We start from the raw sequence: 17,394 nt of genomic DNA, 5'->3' as shown, positions 1-17,394 counted from the left end.
GTCGCGCCCCGAGGCCCAGATTCCACCAGCTCCACCGTCCGATCTTTGAACGGCCTCCATGCAAACCCGGTAGACCCTCCATGAAGCGACTTAGATACTTTGCTGCGGTTGCCCTCCTCGTTGCCGCCACCTCCTCCGCGTTCGCCGCGGACCCGGTTTTCCCGCCGGGCGCCAGGGTCGGCATGACGCCGCTGGTCGGCCTCAACAAGGCCAGAGCGTTCACGGGATTCGAGACCGAAGACCAGGGCGTCAAGGTCCTGGTCGCCGACCTGCCCGCCGAGGCCTATGGCGAGGTCGCCAATGCCTTCAAGGCCAATCCCGGCGGCACTGCCGGCATCAAACCGGAGAGCATCGAGACCAAAGCGGGGCTCGCCTACTACACCGTCGAAAACGCCAAGGACGGCGCTACCAACGTGCGCCGCTATTCCATGATCCTGCCCGGCCCCACCTTCTCCGGCTACGTCGCCGTGCAGGTGCCGGAGAACGCCTCGAAGATCTATACCGACGATGCCGTGCGCCAGATGTTCGCGACGGCGGTGATCCGCAACGAGGTTCCTGTCGAGGAACAGCTCGGGATGATGCCGTTCAAGATCAGCGAGCTCTCGAGCTTCAAGAACGTCCGCACGCTGGCGCCGGGCGCCGCCCTCATTCTCTCCGACAGCGACGAAAAGAAAGGCTTCGAGGTCGCGCCCTTCATGATCATCGGCCTGATCGGCTCGACGGCGGCGTCACCTGACGATCGCGGCCGCTTTGCCCAGCAGATCGCGACCACCATTCCCGGCGTACGCGACGGCAGGATCACGATGTCCGAGCCGGTCCGCATCGATGGCCAGCCCGGCTACGAGACCCGGATCGACGCCATCAGTGGCAAGGACAATACGCCTGTCACCATCGTGCAATGGCTGCGGTTCGGCTCCCAGACCTCGATGCGCATCATCGGTTCTTCACCGCGCGATGATTGGACCAAGGCCTTTCCGCGCTTCCGCGCCGTGCGCGACGGAATCCGGCCGCGAGCCTGATCGCGAAATTCGAAAAAAGCGCGCGCCCTGATATTCAGGACGCGCCGAAATTTCGGGCTTTCGTTCGTACACCAATGGAACTAGCCTTCCCCCTGCCGGGTTCACGACAGGGGAGACGCGCTATGCTTTCTCGCAGGCTGGTTCTGACAGGCTTTGGCGCGGCATCCGTCCTCGCCCTCGTTCCAACGACGCCATGGGCTGCACCGATGAAACCAGACGACGCCTCCACGCTCCTCGTCATCGACGTGCAAAACTGCTTCCTGCCGGGCGGCAGCCTGGCCGTGAAAGACGGCGACCAGGTGGTGCCCATCATCAACCGCATCGCCAAGGGCTTTGCCAATGTGGTGATGACGCAGGACTGGCACACCGCGGGCCACGTCTCGTTCGCCTCCACCCATTCCGGCAAGAAGCCGTTCGAAACCATCGATCTCCCCTACGGCAAGCAGGTGCTGTGGCCGGATCACTGCGTACAGGGGACCGAGGGAGCGTCGCTGTCAAAGGACCTCGCGATCCCGCATGCCGGCCTCGTTATCCGCAAGGGTTTTCGCAAGGACATCGACAGCTATTCGGCCTTCACCGAGGCCGACGGCAAGACCACGACGGGGCTGGCCGCCTACCTGAAGGCGCGCAAGGTGAAGCGGGTTTTCCTCGCCGGCCTCGCGACCGACTTCTGTGTGGCATGGAGCGCGCTGGATGCGCGCAAGGCGGGCTTCGAGGCCTATGTGATCGAGGACGCCTGCCGCGGCATCGACACCCAGGGCTCGCTCGCAAAAGCCTGGGCCGACATGACCAAGGCCGGCGTCAAGCGCATCCGGTCGAGCGACATCGCGGCTTAACGCCTATCCTCTTCGGAGACCAATTGGAGAGCGAGGATGTCCGATCCGCCGGCTCCGTTTGCGTTCGAACTGGCCCGTCGTGCGCCGTCACAGCGCACGACTGGTCTCATTTCCGGGATGACGGGTTATCGCGAAACCGCGCGCGGCCGGTTTTCCCAGCGCGAAACCGCATCGCTGGTGGTACCGCTGATCATCAGCTTCGGCACGCCGTTCCTGATCGCGCTCGGGCGCGAGCCTGATGCCGCCGATCGGCAGCCGAGCTTCGCCGCCGGGCTTTATGCCGGCCCGGTCCATATCGCCTCCGACGGCGGCGCCGAATGCGTGCAGGTGGATTTCACGCCGCTTGGCGCCTATCGCTTCTTTGGCGGGGCCGTTGCCGATCTCGCCGCGCGCATGGTCGACATCGCCGACGTGCTGGGCCGCGAGGGCCGCGAGCTGCGCGACCGGCTCGGCGCTATATCCCGCTGGCAGGATCGCTTCGATCTCGTCGAGGATTTTGTTGCTGTTCGCGCCAACCACCTGCCGTCCCCGGAGATCGAATTCGCCTATCGACGATTGGCGCGCACTGCGGGCGGCGCGCGGATCACCGCGCTCGCGAAAGAGATAGGCTGGAGCCGCAAGCACCTGGTGAACCGTTTTCGATCCGAACTCGGTCTCGCGCCGAAGCCGGTCGCCCGCATCATACGTTTTCATCAGGCCTGCCGGCTCGCACATACAGGAGAGGCGCACGGCTGGGCCGGGATTGCGGCCGAGAGCGGCTATGCCGATCAGGCGCATCTCGCCCGCGAATTTTCAACCCTCGCCGGCGAAACGCCAACATCGTGGGCCCAAAGGCTGTCGCTGACCGACAGCCGCCTGGTGCGTCCCCTCGACAAGCTGGACGCGTAGCCGGTCTGGTAACAAATCTTCAAGCCGACGCACCTCGCCTTGCGATATTGACGAAATAACGCAATGCAAAGAGTTGCCCGTGACCAGTCCAAGCAAAAGCGAAGCGCCGCGCCTTTACCCGACCATGCGCTGTCGGGATGCTGAAGCGATGATCCGCTGGCTCAAGGAGGTCGTCGGCTTCACCGAGCGCGTCGTCTACCGCAACGGTGGCACGGTTCAACATGCCGAGCTTGCCTACGGGCCCTCGCTTCTGATGCTCGGCCAGAGCCGCGACGATGAATATGGCAAACTCGTCGGTGATATCGGCGGCCGCCGCACCGACGCGCTCTATGTCGCGGTCGACGATCCCGACGCGCTGTACGCCAAAGCGAAGGCCGCCGGCGGCAAGATCGAAATGGAACTGCGCGACACCGACTACGGCAGCCGCGACTTCGCGTGCCGCGACCCGGAAGGCAATCTCTGGAGTTTTGGCACCTACCGGCCGACGGCAGGCGAGAAGCCGCTGTAAGTGTAAGCCGACACTCGTTCACGCAGGCGATATTGCGACACGGTGCGAATTGCTGCTTTCCCCGGATGCTGCGCAGCGCGCATGCGGCGTGGTGCGCTGCTGATCCGGGGTCCACAGGTTGCGGTGTTAGGTCCCGGCTCTGCGGAGCAGCGTTGCCGGACGATGCTTCGCATCGCCTAGGCTGCCCCGCGTCAGGGACACGCGATTTTAGCTTTGCTCTGAGGGAGCCGCGGCCGGCGCGGCCTTGGCGCCGCCCTTCGACACGCCGACCAGTGCCGGGCGAAGTATGCGTTCGCCGATCATGAAGCCGGCCTGCACGACCTGAACCACCGTCCCTGCGGGGACGGACGGATCGGGCACTTCGTACATCGCCTGCTGGAAATTCGGGTCGAACTTCTCGCCGGACGGATCGAACTTCTTGACGCCGTTCTTCTCCAGCGTGTTGAGCAGCGAGCGCTCGGTCAGCTCGACGCCTTCGATGAAAGCCTTCAGCGCCGGATCGGCGCTGGCCTTGGTCTCGGCCGGCATGGCATCGAGCGCGCGCTGCAGATTGTCGGCGATTTCGAGAATGTCGCGGGCGAAACCGGTGATGCCGTAGGCGCGCGCGTCGGCGACTTCCTTGGCGGTGCGCTTGCGCAGGTTTTCCATCTCCGCCAGCGTGCGCAGCATCTTGTCGCGCGCTTCCGCCGCTTCCTTCGTCAACGCCTCGACCGATCCTTCCTCGGGATCGTCGGGCATGATGTAGGGTTTTGAGACCACGGGCTCGCCGGTCTGGTTGGCGGGTTGTGCCCCGTCGTCACTCGGCCGGTTGGGATCGGTCATAAGACTGCCTTCTCAAAAAACGCATCTGGTTGGATGGGGATTTGCTGAGCGGGATATCGTGCTTTAGGGGCCGAAAATCAAGCGCAACCAGCCAGGATTGCGGTCGATTCGTGGCGGATCAGCCGCCCAGCATCCGGCTGACAATGCGGGCGGCGTAATCCACCGTCGGAATCACCCGCGCGTAGTTCAGCCGGGTCGGCCCGATCACGCCGAGAACGCCGACGATGCGGCCCGACGCGTCGCCATAGGGTGCGATGATGGTCGAGGAACCGGACAGCGAGAACAGCTTGTTCTCCGATCCGATGAAGATCCGCACGCCCTCGGCGCGCTCGGCCCGGCCCAACAGGTCGATCACGCCGCGCTTGGTCTCGAGATCGTCGAACAGCGACTTGACGCGTTCGAGATCTTCCAGCGCGTGCAAATCTTCCAGCAGATTGGCATGCCCGCGCACGATCAACTGCCGGTCCTCGTTTTCGCCGCCCGACCAGCTCGCAATCCCCGCCTCGATCACCTTCTGCGTCAGTTGGTCGAGCTCGATGCGGCTCTGCGCCATCGCGGTTTCGAGCTCTAACCGCGCTTCGGCGAGCGTTCGGCCGCGAATCCGCGCATTGAGAAAATTGCTCGCCTCAGTCAGTGCCGAGGAAGGCACGCCGGGCGGCAGCGTCAGCACGCGGTTTTCGACCTGGCCGTCTTCGCCGACCAGCACCACCAGCGCGCGCTCCGGCTCGAGGCGGACGAATTCAATGTGTTTCAGCCGCGAATTGGATTTGGCGGTCAGCACCACCGCAGCCGCACGCGTCAGGCCGGACAGCCGCGTCAGCGCCTCGCCGAGCGCCGCCTCGACCGATTGCGCCCGGCCGACGGAGGCAAGCTGGTTCTGGATCGATTCGCGTTCGGGTTCGGTGAGATCGCCGACCTGCATCAGGGCGTCGACGAAGAAGCGCAGACCGAGTTCGGTGGGCAGGCGGCCGGCCGAGGTATGTGGCGCGTAGATCAAGCCGAGCGCTTCGAGGTCCGACATCACGTTGCGGACGGACGCCGGCGACAGCGGCACCGCGATCAGGCGCGAGATGTTGCGCGAACCGACGGGGTCGCCGGTCGCGAGATAGCTCTCGACGATTTGACGAAAAATGTCGCGCGAGCGCTCGTTGAGCTGGGCGAGCCCCGCATGCGGCGCGATCAGGCCAATCGGATCGTGGTGGGCCACTGTTAACTCCCTGATGCCCCTAATTTGTCGATCCGGCCGGCCGATGACAAGCGTCCGCTTTGCATAGCGTTTTCGAGCGAAGCATGCCCTCGGACTTGATCCGGGGGTGGCCGTCGGTTCGCGTAAAGAAAACGCGTCAAAACAAGAAGGTAGAGGTTCGGTTCTGATTGATTCAGAACCGAACTCTACCCCGAAACAAGGCAAAAGCCCTTGCCGCTGCCCGCTCCCCCTCCTACAAGCACCGCGAACGAATTTTCGCTCGATTTTTGGAAGGATTCCCCATGCGGCCGAGCCGCCGTGCGCCCGATCAGTTGCGCCCCGTGTCGCTGGAACGCGGCGTGGTCAAATATGCCGAAGGTTCCTGCATGGTGAAGTTCGGCGACACCCATGTGCTGGTCACGGCCACCCTGGAAGAACGGCTGCCGCCCTGGTTGAAGGGCCAGGGCCGCGGCTGGGTCACCGCCGAATACGGCATGCTGCCGCGCGCCACACTGGAGCGTACCCGCCGCGAGGCCGCCGCCGGCAAGCAGGGCGGCCGCACCGTCGAGATCCAGCGGCTGATCGGCCGCTCCCTGCGCGCAGCCATCGACCTCGAAGCGCTCGGCGAGCGCCAGATTACGGTCGATTGCGACGTGATCCAGGCCGATGGCGGCACCCGCACGGCCTCGATCACCGGCGCCTGGGTGGCGCTGGCCGACTGCATCGGTTGGATGAAGAACCGCAACATGCTGAAAGCCAACGTGCTGCGCGACAATGTCGCCGCGATCTCCTGCGGCATCTATCAGGGCACACCGGTGCTCGACCTCGACTATGCCGAGGATTCCGAGGCCGAGACCGATGCCAATTTCGTCATGACCGGCGACGGCCGCATCATCGAGGTGCAGGGCACCGCCGAGAAGACGCCGTTTTCGCAGGACGAGTTCCTGGCGTTGATGGAACTGGCGCGCAAGGGTGTCGCGCGTCTGGTGGACTTGCAGAAGCTGGCTGTGGCGTAGTCTGATCGCACATGCACCGTCGAATCACCGGCCGGCTCGTGATCGCGACCCACAATCCCGGCAAGCTAGCCGAGATGCAGGAATTGCTCGCGCCGCACGGCGTCGAGGCGGTCTCCGCGGGCGAGCTGGGCCTCGGCGAGCCCGAGGAAACCGGCCAGACGTTTCGGGCCAACGCCGCGATCAAGGCGATCGCGGCGGCGAAAGCCGCGCAATTGCCGGCGTTTGCCGATGATTCCGGTCTCGTAGTCGATGCGCTCGACGGCGCGCCCGGAATCTATTCGGCGCGCTGGGCCGGCAATGGCAAGGATTTTATGGCGGCGATGACAAGGATCGAGCGCCTGTTGCAGGAGCGCGGCGCGACCATGCCCGACAAGCGCAAGGCGCATTTCGTCTCGGCTCTCTGCGTCGCCTGGCCCGATGGGCATCTCGAAGAGGTCGAGGCCCGCGCCGATGGAACCCTGGCCTGGCCGCCGCGCGGCACCGCCGGTTTCGGCTATGATCCGATATTCCTGCCCGACGGGCACACGCGGACCTTTGGCGAGATGACTTCCATCGAAAAGCACGGCCTGCCGCCGCTTGGACTTGGCTTGTCACACCGGGCGCGCGCGTTCGTCAAACTGGCGGAGATCTGCCTTGGCTAGTCGCGAGCGACCCCGCCCCAAAGATGCCTTCGGCGTCTACGTGCACTGGCCGTTCTGCCTGTCGAAATGCCCCTATTGCGATTTCAACAGCCATGTCCGCCACGCACCGATCGACGAGCAACGTTTTGCGCGCGCGTTCGCGCGTGAGATCGAAACCACGGCGGCGCGCGCACCGGGGCGGACCGTCACATCGATCTTTCTCGGCGGCGGCACGCCTTCCTTGATGCAGCCGCAGACTGTCGGCGCGATTTTGGATGCGATCGGAAAGCACTGGCGGGTCGCCGGCAATGTCGAGGTCACGCTCGAAGCCAATCCGACCAGCGTAGAAGCGACGCGGTTTCGCGGCTATCGCTCAGCCGGCGTCAACCGTGTCTCGCTCGGCGTGCAGGCGCTCGACGACGCCTCGCTGAAGGCGCTCGGACGGCTGCATACCGCGCGCGAGGCGCTCGATGCGGTCGCAATCGCCCGCACCGCGTTCGACCGCTATTCGTTCGACCTGATCTACGCCCGCCCCGACCAGACGCCGCGGATGTGGGCGGATGAACTGAGGCTCGCGATCTCCGAAGCCGCCGAGCATCTCTCGCTCTACCAACTCACCATCGAGGAAGGCACGCCGTTCTTCGGCCTTCACGCCGCAGGCAAACTCAAGACACCGGACGAGGCGGTGGCGCGTGCGCTCTACGACGTCACGCAGGAAGTTTGCGCGCATCATGGCTTGCCGGCCTACGAGATTTCCAATCACGCGCGCGCAGGCGCGGAGTGCCAGCACAATCTCGTCTATTGGCGCGGCGAGGAATATGCCGGCATCGGTCCCGGCGCACATGGCCGCCTCGACATCGATGGCGCACGGCACGCGACCGCGACCGAGAAGCGCCCGGAGGCCTGGCTGATGCGTGTCGAGGCCAACGGCCACGGCGTCGTCACCGATGACCACCTCAACAGCGAAGAACGCGCCGACGAATTTTTGCTGATGGGCTTGCGGCTCGCCGAGGGCATCGATCCCAGGCGCTATGCGGCATTGTCCGGCCGCGCGCTCGATCCGAACCGCATCGCCATCCTGCGCAACGAAGGCGCGATCTCCGTCGACTCCGATGGCAGGCTGCGCGTAACGAAGGACGGTTTCCCGGTGCTCGACGCCGTGGTGGCGGATCTCGCCGCGTAACAGCCGTCGTTCCTGCGAAACCAAGAACCCATACGCCGCGGCCCGCGCAAAGCGGCACAAGGCGCGACGCCCTCTTTCAACATCAGCAATGGTGGTTATGGGCCCCTGCGTTCGCAGGGGCGACGAACGATCACGCTCCAAAACTCTTCGGCGAGCCCGCAACCGGCGTGCTGCCGCCGCTTGCGACTTTCATCACCGCAAGCCCGCGCTCATTGGTGCCGTCGGAGCGAAATCGGAAGAGCCCGTCGATGCCGGCGAAGCCGGACGGGTTGGTCAGCGTCTCCGGCGCAAAGCGTTGGCCGCCCTGCTGCTTCGACAGCGCAGCAACCAGCGCGACGGCATCATAAGCGAGCGTTGCGGTGCGCACGGGGTCCGCCCCATATTTGGCGCGGTAGCGGCCGGAGAAGGCGCGGAAGCCCGACGGATCCGGCGCAGCATAAAGCCCGCCCTGCAACGTCGCGCTGGCATAGACGCGCGGATTGTCCCAGAGCCCCGTGCCGAGCAGCTGGATGTTTCGCAAATTCGCGCCCGCCGAGGTCAAGGCATCCGCCGCTGCCACGACCGATTCGCCGTCGTCGGCGATGAACAGCGCGTCCGCCGAGCCGAGCGATTGCGCCACCGTCCGTGCCGCGCCGGCACGATCGGCGGTGTATTTTTCGAAGGCGACGATGCGCCCTTTGCGGCCGACCGCCTGCTTGAACGCCGCTTCCACCACATTGCCATAGGCGTTGTCGGGCAACAGCGCCGCAAACGATCGCTTTCCGATGCCGGCGGAATAATCGACGATCCGGTTGACGTCTGATTCGGGCAGGAAGCTCAGCAGATAAACCCCGCGTCCGGCGACGCTGGAATCGGTCGAGAACGCGATCACTGGAATGTTCCGCGCGCGCGTCAGTTGCGCGGTCGCCGGCACCGAGGCCGCAAACAGCGGGCCCAGAACGATTTCCACGCCTTCGCCGAGCGCCTCCTGGGTGACCTGCTGGGCGCCCTGCGGACTGCCGCCGTCGTCCTTGATCAGAAGCTGAATGTTCGGATTCTGGAATTCCGCCAGCGCCATCTCCGCCGCGTTCTTCATGGATTGCGCGGCGACCCCGGCATTGCCGGCGGCCGAAAGCGGCAGGATCAGGCCGACCTTGACCTGCCCGGTGCCGACGGCGAGCGGCTGCTGCTGCGGGCCTGGCGGCCCCTCGGGCGCTGACGGACCAAACGGGCTGGAAATCTGTCCACCACCGGAGCAGGCGCCGAGCAGGGGCGCGCCGAGGATAAGACCAAGTGCCGTCCGCCGGGTCGGGCCTGACGGCCGCGAGTCCGGGGATCCAAGCTTGCGATTGAACGGGCCTTCCATTCTGTCTCTTCTCTTGACCGACCGCCGTCGGCCAGGATTCCGGCCTTCTTGGCCGAGGCACCTGAACCGCTACCGAACCCAATTGGGATTCTGCATATTGTCGAGAATTAGTTAACCAAAACAAAAGGATTACGGCCTCGCCGCCCGTGGCCCGGCCGCGGGGGGAACTTCGTCTTTGCCGCCATCCGCCGGATATGGCGCTTGCCCCAAGACCCCTCTAGATTGCCGATATGCGCGCAAAATCCAGTTCAAACTACGGCTTCGATACCGAACCGGGTTCGGCCAACCGAACATTTTTGATTGGCGGCCATCTCCTGAACGCACCGAAGCCGGTTCCCGGCCTCTATCTGGTGGCAACCCCGATCGGCAATCTCGGCGACATCACTTTGCGCGCGCTGGAGACCTTGGCCGGCGTCGACATCATCGCTTGCGAGGACACCCGCATCACCCGCCGCCTGATCGAGCGCTATGCGATCTCGGCGGAACTCAAGCCGTATCACGAGCACAACGCGGCGATGGCGCGGCCGAAAATCCTGGAGCGGCTGGCGCAGGGCGCTTCCATCGCGCTGGTGTCGGACGCCGGCACGCCCCTGATATCCGACCCCGGCTTCAAGCTGGTGCGCGAGGTCTCTGCTGCCGGCCATACCGTGATCGCGGTGCCCGGTGCGTCCTCGGTGCTGACGGCGCTTTCGGTCGCAGCGCTCCCGACCGACCGGTTTTACTTCGAGGGATTTTTGCCGGCCCGGCAAGTTTCGCGGCGGACGCGGCTGGCCGAATTGGCAAGGATCGACGCCACGCTGGTGATGTTCGAATCCGGTAACCGCGTGCAGGAAACGCTCGCCGACCTCGCCGAGATCATGGCCGGGCGCGACGCCGCGATCTGCCGCGAACTGACAAAGCTGCACGAGGACATCAAGCGTGCCCCCATCGCCGAGCTGGCAAGGACGGCCGATACGCTGGAAACCCGCGGCGAGTTCGTGCTTGTGATCGGCCCGCCGAAGGACGCCGATGTCATGACCCAGCATGACCTCGACGACCTGCTGCGATCGTCGCTGGCGCGCGAAAGCGTCAAGGACAGCGTCGCGCACGCCGTCGAGCTCTCGGGCCGGCCGCGCCGCGAAGTCTATGCCCGCGCGCTGGAGCTCGCGAAGGAAGTAAGAGGCAGCGATGGCGAAGACTGAAGGACCGTCGCCGCCAGACGCCGTGGCAAAGCTCGCTGCGCCCGAGCGGGTCGCGGCGTTTCGCACCGGGCTTTCCGCCGAAAGCCGCGCCGCGGCCTATCTGATGGCAAAAGGCTACCGCATTCTCGCCAAACGCTTCCGCACCCCCTATGGCGAGATCGACCTGGTGGCGAGGAAGCGCAGTTTGATTGCCTTCATCGAGGTCAAGGCGCGCGCCAGCCTCGATGACGCCGCCTACGCCGTCACGCCGCGCCAGCAGGCCCGCATCATCGACGCCGCCCAAGCCTGGTTGATGGCGCATCCCGAGCATGCCGAATTCGAGCTTCGTTTTGACGCCGTCCTGATTGCGCCCAGGCGTCTGCCACGCCATCTGTTAGCGGCATTCGACGCCAGCACCTGAACCAATCCCTCCTGACCTGCGGACCCTCAACTCATGAAACTGAATATCGCCGTCCAGATGGACCCCATCGCGCGTATCAACATCCGCGGCGACTCGACCTTTGCCCTGATGCTGGAAGCGCAAAAGCGCGGCCATGGGCTTTCCTATTTCACGCCGGACCAGCTCTCGCTGCGCGGCGAGGAGCTGGTGGCGCCGGTGCAGCACCTCACCGTGCGCGACGAGGTCGGCGATCACTTTACGTTGGGAGAGCCGAAGCGCGAGCCGCTCGAAGCCTTCGACGTCATCCTGTTGCGGCAGGAGCCGCCGTTCGACATCGCCTACATCACCTCGACGCATTTGCTGGAACGAATCCATCCCAAGACGCTGGTCGTCAACGATCCCGCCAGCGTGCGCAACGCGCCGGAAAAGATGTTCGTGCTGAACTTTCCTCAGCTAATGCCGCCGACGCTGATCTCGCGCGACCTCGACGAAATCAATTCGTTCCGCGATGAGCATGGCGCCGTGGTCATGAAGCCGCTGCACGGCCATGGCGGGGCCGCCGTGTTTCGCGTCATGCCGCAGGACATGAATTTCGGCTCGCTGTTCGACATGTTTTCCGTCACCTTCAGGGAGCCCTGGGTGATCCAGCGCTTCCTGCCCGAGGTGAAGCACGGCGACAAGCGCATCATCCTGGTCGACGGCGAGTTCGCCGGCGCCGTCAACCGCGTCCCCGCTCCCGACGACCTTCGCTCCAACATGGTGCGCGGCGGCGCGGCGCAGGCGACCGACCTTACCCCGCGCGAACGCGAGATTTGCGACACGCTGGGCCCCGCGCTACGCGAACGCGGCCTGCTGTTCGTCGGCATCGACGTGATCGACGGCAACCTCACCGAGATCAACGTGACCTGCCCGACCGGCATCCGCGCCATCCAGCGTCTCAACGGCCCGGATGTCGCCGGGAAGATCTGGGATACCATCGAGAAGAAGCGCACCGGGAAATAGTTTCGCCCTCGCGCGACCAACTCATTCGCAGCGCGCCCATACGCGACCGGACTTAGGCCGGATGAGCCGGATGAATTGCGCCTCCTGCCGGCCGATTGGAACCGACGAGGAGAGCCGCGGCACCGTTCTGCTACGCCGCCGGGGGCGGCCCGCTGGATTCCAGGACGCTATCGCCATGTGATCCCATATTCTACCATCATGCGGCCATTCTTTGGGCAAGACTGCACGAAGCGCTGCCGGATGCTCGGCCGGCCGCCTTCGGATGACATTGGACGGAAAGGAAACGCCAATGAACTCCACACCTACACCGAAAGAAACTGAACCCCACGATGCCCTGAGCGCGCGCGCCGATGAGAGGCTCACGCAGGCCCACGAACAGATCAAACGCGCGGATGAGCAGCTCGCGCGTTTGACTGAACAGGTTGCAAAAATGGAGCGCGATGCCGCGCATCCGCCTTCGGCCCGACCTGGCCCGCAATCACCGGAGAAAAGGCCGGCGCTCCGCACCCTCGCCGCCTTGCCCCTGGCAGCGTGCATCATTGTCGCTGCGCTGGTTTTGCAGTCGTCCTATGGCGGCGGAGCCAAGCAGGTTGTCGCTTGGTGGGCGCCGCAGCCCGTTTCATCGCCACAATTGCCGCCGGAAAATCCGCCATTACCCGCGGAGCCCGATCCATCTACCGTTCAGGTGGCCGCGGCGGAGGCAGCACCATCGCAAGCGTCCTCGCCGCCGCAAGCAGCGCCCCCGCAGGCAACATCCTTGGCTCAGGCCGCACCACCACAAGACGCCCCGCCGCCAACTACAGCGGCTGTTCCCGACCAGACCCAGTTGCTGCAAACGATCGCGCGCGACCTCGCGAACCTGGAGCGAAACATCGAACAGCTCAAGGCGAACCAGCAACAAATGGCGAGCGACAATGCAAAAGCCATTGGGGAGATGAAGGCAAGCCAGGAAGAGATGAAGCGCGATCTCGCGAAGGTTTCCGAGCAGAACCCGCCCAAGGCGTCAGCGCCTCCGAGGCAGCCGGCTCCGACCTTGCGCAAACCAGAGCGGTCGCCGCCGCAAGCGAGATCGCGGCCTCGATACCCAAGGGAGTGGATGTACGACGACTACGATTGGTAGCTGTCGATGCTGATCTTCGAAATCTGTCCTGCAACATCGCCGCGACGCGAGCGGTACGTCATCGTCATTTCGCATCCCTGTCGTGCCTCCTCATCCCACTTGCCAATTTCGGGAAGCGGGAGCAGCCTGCAGGCACGGATGAGTTCGTCCGGGCACGTACTGCAATCAATAAAATTAGTGGAGGAAGACGCATGACGACGAATCTTTCGCGACGGTCTTTGCTTGCGCTCGGCGCAGGACTCGGAATGGGCCTTGGCGCTTCAACGATGCTCGGCGGCAGCGCTCTGGCCAAGGCGCCAAAACTCGGCACGCAGACGCCCTACTGGCACCGCTTCATGCTCGGCGACGCCGAAGTGACCGTCGTCTCCGACGGCCCGCTGCCGCTCGGCGATCCCTCCGGCACGTTTACCGGCGTGCCGAAGGAGGAAGTGAAGAAGATGCTGTCCGACAACTTCCTCAACCCCGACAACGTCGTGCTCGAGCAGAACTCGCCGATCGTGAACACAGGCGACAAGCTGATCCTGTTCGATACCGGCATGGGCACGTTAAAGGCATTTGGCCCGACCACCGGCCAGCAGCAGAAGAACATGATGGCGGCCGGCATCAAGCCTGGAGACATCGACGCCGTGGTGTGCTCGCACGCCCATATCGACCACATCGGCGGCCTGGTCGGCGCCGACGACAAGCCCCTGTTCCCGAACGCGCAGGTCTACATCGCCCAGAGCGATTTCGATTTCTGGACCGATGAGGGCAAGCTCGGCAGTCCGTTGAAGGATTTTATCATTCATGCCCGCAAGAACCTGATGCCGGTGCGTGACCGTCTGGTGTTCTTCAAGGACAACCAGGAAATCCTACCCGGCGTCACCGCGCTATCGGCGCCCGGCCACACCGTTGGCCACACCATTTTCATGGTCAGCTCGAAGGGCAAATCCTTCTGCTTCCTCGGCGACCTCTCGCATCACGCGGTGCTGCTGTTGGAGAAACCGCGGATGGAATTCTCCTACGACACCGACCCGAAGCAGGCGGCCGCCTCGCGGGTGAAGATGCTCGACATGCTCGCCGCCCAGAAGATCCCGGTCATGTCCTATCACTTCGCCTGGCCCGGCTACGGCCATGTCGCCAAGAACGGCGACGGTTTCAGGTACTATCCCGAACCGATGAACATGCAGCTCTGAGACGCAATATCCGGGGCCGGCAGTCGGTCCGGCCCCGGATCATCCAGGTGCCGGCGCTCGTGCGCGGGGCCCCACACTTATTCGAGAGCCCCTCCCGAAACAGGCGTGTCTAAGGAACCATCGCGGATCGCCGAAATTGGTTTTTTCCTCAGAGAGGAAGCATCATGAAATGCATCAAGGCCGCGACAAGATGCCCGAGAGCAACATGAGCGTCAGGCCACAGGACCAGCAGGCGCCCAAGCCGAAATAATAAGGCCTGCATCTCGACCGCTTGGCAGCCAATATGGAGGCCCGGCATATGACTAAAGACATGGCAGTAATCGGAGCCGGAATGCTCGTCGTCTGGTTCGCCGTGTGGAGCGTCCGGGGTTAACCTCGAGAATGAGAGCCCTGCAAGGACAGAGGCGGTGCGCGTTCTCGCCGATGATCCGGCGCTGAAGCTTGTTTCTGAGCACAGCCCGTACATGCGAACGGAGCGCTAGGCCCTAGGCGCACAATGTTCTCTGAATGTTCTTGACTTGCTCTCCGGTTCCCCGCTACCTTCGATTGCGTCGCGGGGGGCAGCATGGTTGCGCGGGTATCTACCGTAGCTTTTGAGGGGATCGAGGCCCGCGCGGTCGACGTGCAGGTGCAGGTCGCGCCTGGGCTACCGGCGTTTGCGATTGTGGGTCTGCCCGACAAGGCGGTGTCGGAGGCGCGCGAGCGGGTGCGCTCGGCGCTGATCGCCTCGGGGCTGGCCCTGCCGGCGCGGCGGATCATCGTCAATCTCGCGCCGGCCGATCTGCCGAAGGAAGGCAGCCATTACGATCTGCCGATCGCGCTCGGCCTGATGGCGGCGATCGGCGCGATCCCGCCGGATGCGCTCAACGGCTTTACCGTGCTCGGCGAACTCGGGCTCGACGGCTCGATCGCACCCGTTGCCGGCGTGTTGCCGGCGGCGATCGGGGCGAATGCACGCGAGGAGGGGCTGATCTGTCCCGCGGCGTGCGGCTCCGAAGCGGCCTGGGCAAGCCCGGACATCCAGATCATTGCGGCCAAATCGCTGATCCAGATCGCCAACCATTTTAAGGGCACGCAGGTGCTGTCGCGGCCGCAGCCGAAGGTGCACGAGCCGGAAGCGACGCATCTGGACTTACGCGATATCAAGGGCCAGGAGAGCGCCAAGCGTGCGCTGGAGATCGCGGCGGCCGGCGGGCATCATTTGCTGATGATCGGCTCGCCCGGTGCGGGCAAGTCGATGCTGGCGGCGCGGCTGCCTTCGATCCTGCCGCCGCTGTCGCCATCCGAACTTTTGGAAGTGTCGATGATCGCCTCCGTCGCCGGCGAAATCCGCGACGGCGCGCTGACCGCGCGGCGGCCGTTCCGCGCACCGCATCATTCCGCCAGCATGGCTGCGCTCACCGGCGGCGGCCTGCGCGCAAAGCCGGGCGAAATTTCGCTGGCGCATCAGGGCGTGCTGTTCCTCGACGAACTGCCCGAGTTCGATCCGCGCGTGCTCGACTCGCTGCGCCAGCCGCTGGAGAACGGCGAGGTCTCGGTGTCCCGCGCCAACCACCGTGTGACCTATCCGGCACGCTTCATGCTGGTCGCGGCGATGAATCCCTGCCGCTGCGGCCAGGCCTATGATCCCGGCTATTCCTGCAGGCGCGCACCGGTCGACCGCTGCACCACGGATTACCAGATGCGCATCTCCGGCCCGCTGATGGATCGCATCGACCTGCGCATCGAGGTGCCGGCGGTCACCGCCGCCGATTTGATACTTCCTCCGCCAAGCGAAGGCTCGGTGGAAGTCGCAGCCCGTGTCGCCGCTGCCCGCAATATCCAGCTCGCGCGCTACGCCGCGGCCGGCATGCCGCACATCCGCACCAATGCCGAAGCACCGGCTTCGCTGCTGGAAACAATTGCGCAGCCGGATGCACAAGGCCAAAAACTTTTACGCGACGCTGCCGAAACCATGAAGCTGACTGCACGCGGCTATCACCGCGTGCTGCGCGTCGCGCGCACGCTCGCCGACCTCGATCGTGCGGAAAAGATCGGCCGGCTGCATCTGGCCGAAGCACTGTCCTATCGCGCGCTGGCGGAGGATCTGCGGCGCGCGGCGTAGTGCATCGCACCATCCCTGCTCCGCACGAGGGACGCCGAAAGCGCATAAAATAATTCAATCATTTATCATTCTTCGTTTGATCCTGATCAATGAGTGACGCCTGGCACACGCAACCATGCTGCCAGCGGGCGCGGTGGCGCATCCGGCAATGGAGCGGAACGGCGTCGCCCTCGTCCGACGGGATGGCAGAATAGCTGGGCACAACGGGAACGTGTGGCCGGCTCGTGGGTTGTTCGATTCCGCGGTGGCAGGTCGTTACATGGTCGACACGTCAACGAAACATGATGCGCAGCCCGGCAAGGCTCCTGAGACCGGTCGGCGTGCGGAGCTGTTCGTATTCGCCGTGATCGCCGCCTTCATCTGGCCGGTGGTCGCCGTGGGCGTGGTCGGCGGATACGGATTTCTGGTCTGGATGTCGCAGATCATCCTGGGTCCGCCCGGCCCTCCGGGGGCATGAGGTGCGCCATGAACCCCCAAGGACCTTCACGCCGGGCACTCCTTCGCGGTCGACTTCTCTCCAAACCAATCGCCGTGATCGGCGATGGCTGCCTCGCCGAAGCCGGCATCGTCTGCCGATCCTGCGGCGATGCATGTCCTGCTTCAGCCATTCGTTTCCGGCCCCGAATTGGATTGCCGCCTCAGGCCATCGTCAATGAAGCCGCCTGCACCGGCTGCGGCGAATGCGTCGGCGCCTGTCCGGGCGACGCTGTCACGCTGGGCGCCGCGCGTCACGAGGCTGCCTCGTGACCGGGAAAGCCACCATTCACATCTCGAGCGCAGTCGTATCCGTACTGCCGGAACGCCGGGATGAGGTGTTGCGCAGGCTCGCTGCTCTGCCTGACGTTGAGGTCCATCAACGCGACGCCTCGAAGATCGTCATCGTGATGGAAGCGCCCGATAGCGGAATCCTCGGAAGCCGCCTCGCCGAAATCGCCTGCTGGCAGGGCGTGCTGTCCGCCAACATGGTGTTCGAGCAGATCGATGACCTCGTCGAGATCGGAGACTAGTCC

Annotated in this window: 19 protein-coding genes; 16 read left to right on the top strand and 3 right to left on the bottom strand. The window is 64.6% G+C overall.

Translation table 11 applies throughout. The annotated features are described in order from the left end of the window. Window positions 1-80: 80 nt before the first annotated feature. The 4 genes from V1277_RS14910 (at window position 81) to V1277_RS14895 (ending at window position 3,251) form a co-directional block, all read left to right on the top strand. Window positions 81-1,019 carry a hypothetical protein gene (locus V1277_RS14910; protein WP_334416957.1) on the top strand — a complete coding sequence of 313 codons (939 nt, stop codon included), beginning with the start codon at window positions 81-83 and terminating at the stop codon, window positions 1,017-1,019. A gap of 122 nt (window positions 1,020-1,141) precedes the next feature. After that, window positions 1,142-1,855, top strand: a complete 714-nt coding sequence (gene pncA / locus V1277_RS14905) for a bifunctional nicotinamidase/pyrazinamidase (protein ID WP_334416956.1) — start codon at window positions 1,142-1,144, stop codon at window positions 1,853-1,855. 36 nt (window positions 1,856-1,891) lie between these two features. Further along, window positions 1,892-2,743 carry a helix-turn-helix domain-containing protein gene (locus V1277_RS14900; protein WP_334416955.1) on the top strand — a complete coding sequence of 284 codons (852 nt, stop codon included), beginning with the start codon at window positions 1,892-1,894 and terminating at the stop codon, window positions 2,741-2,743. A 124-nt stretch (window positions 2,744-2,867) separates the two neighbouring features. Then, window positions 2,868-3,251 carry a VOC family protein gene (locus tag V1277_RS14895; protein ID WP_334420379.1) on the top strand — a complete coding sequence of 128 codons (384 nt, stop codon included), beginning with the start codon at window positions 2,868-2,870 and terminating at the stop codon, window positions 3,249-3,251. Window positions 3,252-3,458: 207 nt separating this feature from the next. Here the strand turns inward: V1277_RS14895 and grpE are convergent, their stop codons facing one another. Next, window positions 3,459-4,073, bottom strand: a complete 615-nt coding sequence (grpE, locus tag V1277_RS14890) for a nucleotide exchange factor GrpE (protein ID WP_334371622.1) — start codon at window positions 4,071-4,073, stop codon at window positions 3,459-3,461. A 118-nt stretch (window positions 4,074-4,191) separates the two neighbouring features. Then, window positions 4,192-5,280, bottom strand: coding sequence for a heat-inducible transcriptional repressor HrcA (gene hrcA, locus V1277_RS14885; RefSeq protein ID WP_334371624.1), 1,089 nt, complete (start codon window positions 5,278-5,280; stop codon window positions 4,192-4,194). Between the two features lie 281 nt (window positions 5,281-5,561). On the opposite strand from hrcA, the gene rph reads away from it, so the two are divergent. From rph to hemW, 3 genes are read left to right on the top strand one after another with little or no spacing between them, the layout of a single operon-like run. Beyond that, window positions 5,562-6,275 carry a ribonuclease PH gene (gene rph, locus V1277_RS14880; protein ID WP_334371626.1) on the top strand — a complete coding sequence of 238 codons (714 nt, stop codon included), beginning with the start codon at window positions 5,562-5,564 and terminating at the stop codon, window positions 6,273-6,275. A gap of 11 nt (window positions 6,276-6,286) precedes the next feature. After that, the gene (gene rdgB, locus V1277_RS14875) at window positions 6,287-6,916 is read left to right on the top strand and encodes an RdgB/HAM1 family non-canonical purine NTP pyrophosphatase (protein ID WP_334416954.1); all 630 of its coding nucleotides are present in this window, start codon (window positions 6,287-6,289) and stop codon (window positions 6,914-6,916) included. Then, the gene (gene hemW, locus V1277_RS14870) at window positions 6,909-8,078 is read left to right on the top strand and encodes a radical SAM family heme chaperone HemW (RefSeq protein WP_334416953.1); all 1,170 of its coding nucleotides are present in this window, start codon (window positions 6,909-6,911) and stop codon (window positions 8,076-8,078) included. The genes rdgB and hemW overlap by 8 nt, the downstream gene beginning before the upstream one ends. A 130-nt stretch (window positions 8,079-8,208) precedes the next feature. Here hemW and V1277_RS14865 read toward each other — a convergent pair whose 3' ends face one another. Further along, entirely contained in the window at window positions 8,209-9,423 is a 1,215-nt protein-coding gene (locus V1277_RS14865) for a penicillin-binding protein activator (protein ID WP_334416952.1), read from the bottom strand. A 230-nt stretch (window positions 9,424-9,653) separates the two neighbouring features. On the opposite strand from V1277_RS14865, the gene rsmI reads away from it, so the two are divergent. The 9 genes from rsmI to V1277_RS14820 all read left to right on the top strand — a co-directional run bounded on the left by rsmI (window position 9,654) and on the right by V1277_RS14820 (window position 17,391). Then, window positions 9,654-10,604 (top strand): 16S rRNA (cytidine(1402)-2'-O)-methyltransferase, encoded by a 951-nt coding sequence (rsmI, locus tag V1277_RS14860; RefSeq protein WP_334416950.1) that lies wholly within the window; start codon window positions 9,654-9,656, stop codon window positions 10,602-10,604. Beyond that, a complete protein-coding gene (locus tag V1277_RS14855; RefSeq protein ID WP_334416948.1) occupies window positions 10,591-11,004 on the top strand; it encodes a YraN family protein in 414 nt (137 codons plus the stop codon). Before rsmI ends, V1277_RS14855 begins: the two co-directional genes overlap by 14 nt. A 33-nt stretch (window positions 11,005-11,037) precedes the next feature. Further along, a complete protein-coding gene (gene gshB / locus V1277_RS14850; RefSeq protein WP_334416946.1) occupies window positions 11,038-11,985 on the top strand; it encodes a glutathione synthase in 948 nt (315 codons plus the stop codon). Between the two features lie 268 nt (window positions 11,986-12,253). Beyond that, complete coding sequence (locus V1277_RS14845; protein WP_334416945.1) at window positions 12,254-13,105, top strand: hypothetical protein; 852 nt, start codon at window positions 12,254-12,256, stop codon at window positions 13,103-13,105. Window positions 13,106-13,296: 191 nt separating this feature from the next. After that, a complete protein-coding gene (locus V1277_RS14840; protein WP_334416944.1) occupies window positions 13,297-14,280 on the top strand; it encodes an MBL fold metallo-hydrolase in 984 nt (327 codons plus the stop codon). Between the two features lie 565 nt (window positions 14,281-14,845). Then, window positions 14,846-16,384, top strand: coding sequence for a YifB family Mg chelatase-like AAA ATPase (locus V1277_RS14835; protein ID WP_334416942.1), 1,539 nt, complete (start codon window positions 14,846-14,848; stop codon window positions 16,382-16,384). Between the two features lie 259 nt (window positions 16,385-16,643). After that, entirely contained in the window at window positions 16,644-16,841 is a 198-nt protein-coding gene (gene napE, locus V1277_RS14830) for a periplasmic nitrate reductase, NapE protein (RefSeq protein ID WP_334416940.1), read from the top strand. After that, the gene (locus V1277_RS14825; RefSeq protein ID WP_334416937.1) at window positions 16,838-17,131 is read left to right on the top strand and encodes a 4Fe-4S dicluster domain-containing protein; all 294 of its coding nucleotides are present in this window, start codon (window positions 16,838-16,840) and stop codon (window positions 17,129-17,131) included. The genes napE and V1277_RS14825 overlap by 4 nt, the downstream gene beginning before the upstream one ends. Next, window positions 17,128-17,391 carry a chaperone NapD gene (locus V1277_RS14820; protein ID WP_334416935.1) on the top strand — a complete coding sequence of 88 codons (264 nt, stop codon included), beginning with the start codon at window positions 17,128-17,130 and terminating at the stop codon, window positions 17,389-17,391. Before V1277_RS14825 ends, V1277_RS14820 begins: the two co-directional genes overlap by 4 nt. The last annotated feature ends 3 nt before the right edge of the window (window positions 17,392-17,394 follow it).

The organism is Bradyrhizobium sp. AZCC 1588 (assembly GCF_036924735.1).
Classification (GTDB): Bacteria; Pseudomonadota; Alphaproteobacteria; order Rhizobiales; family Xanthobacteraceae; genus Bradyrhizobium.
This window is presented reverse-complemented; position numbering and strand designations above follow the sequence as displayed.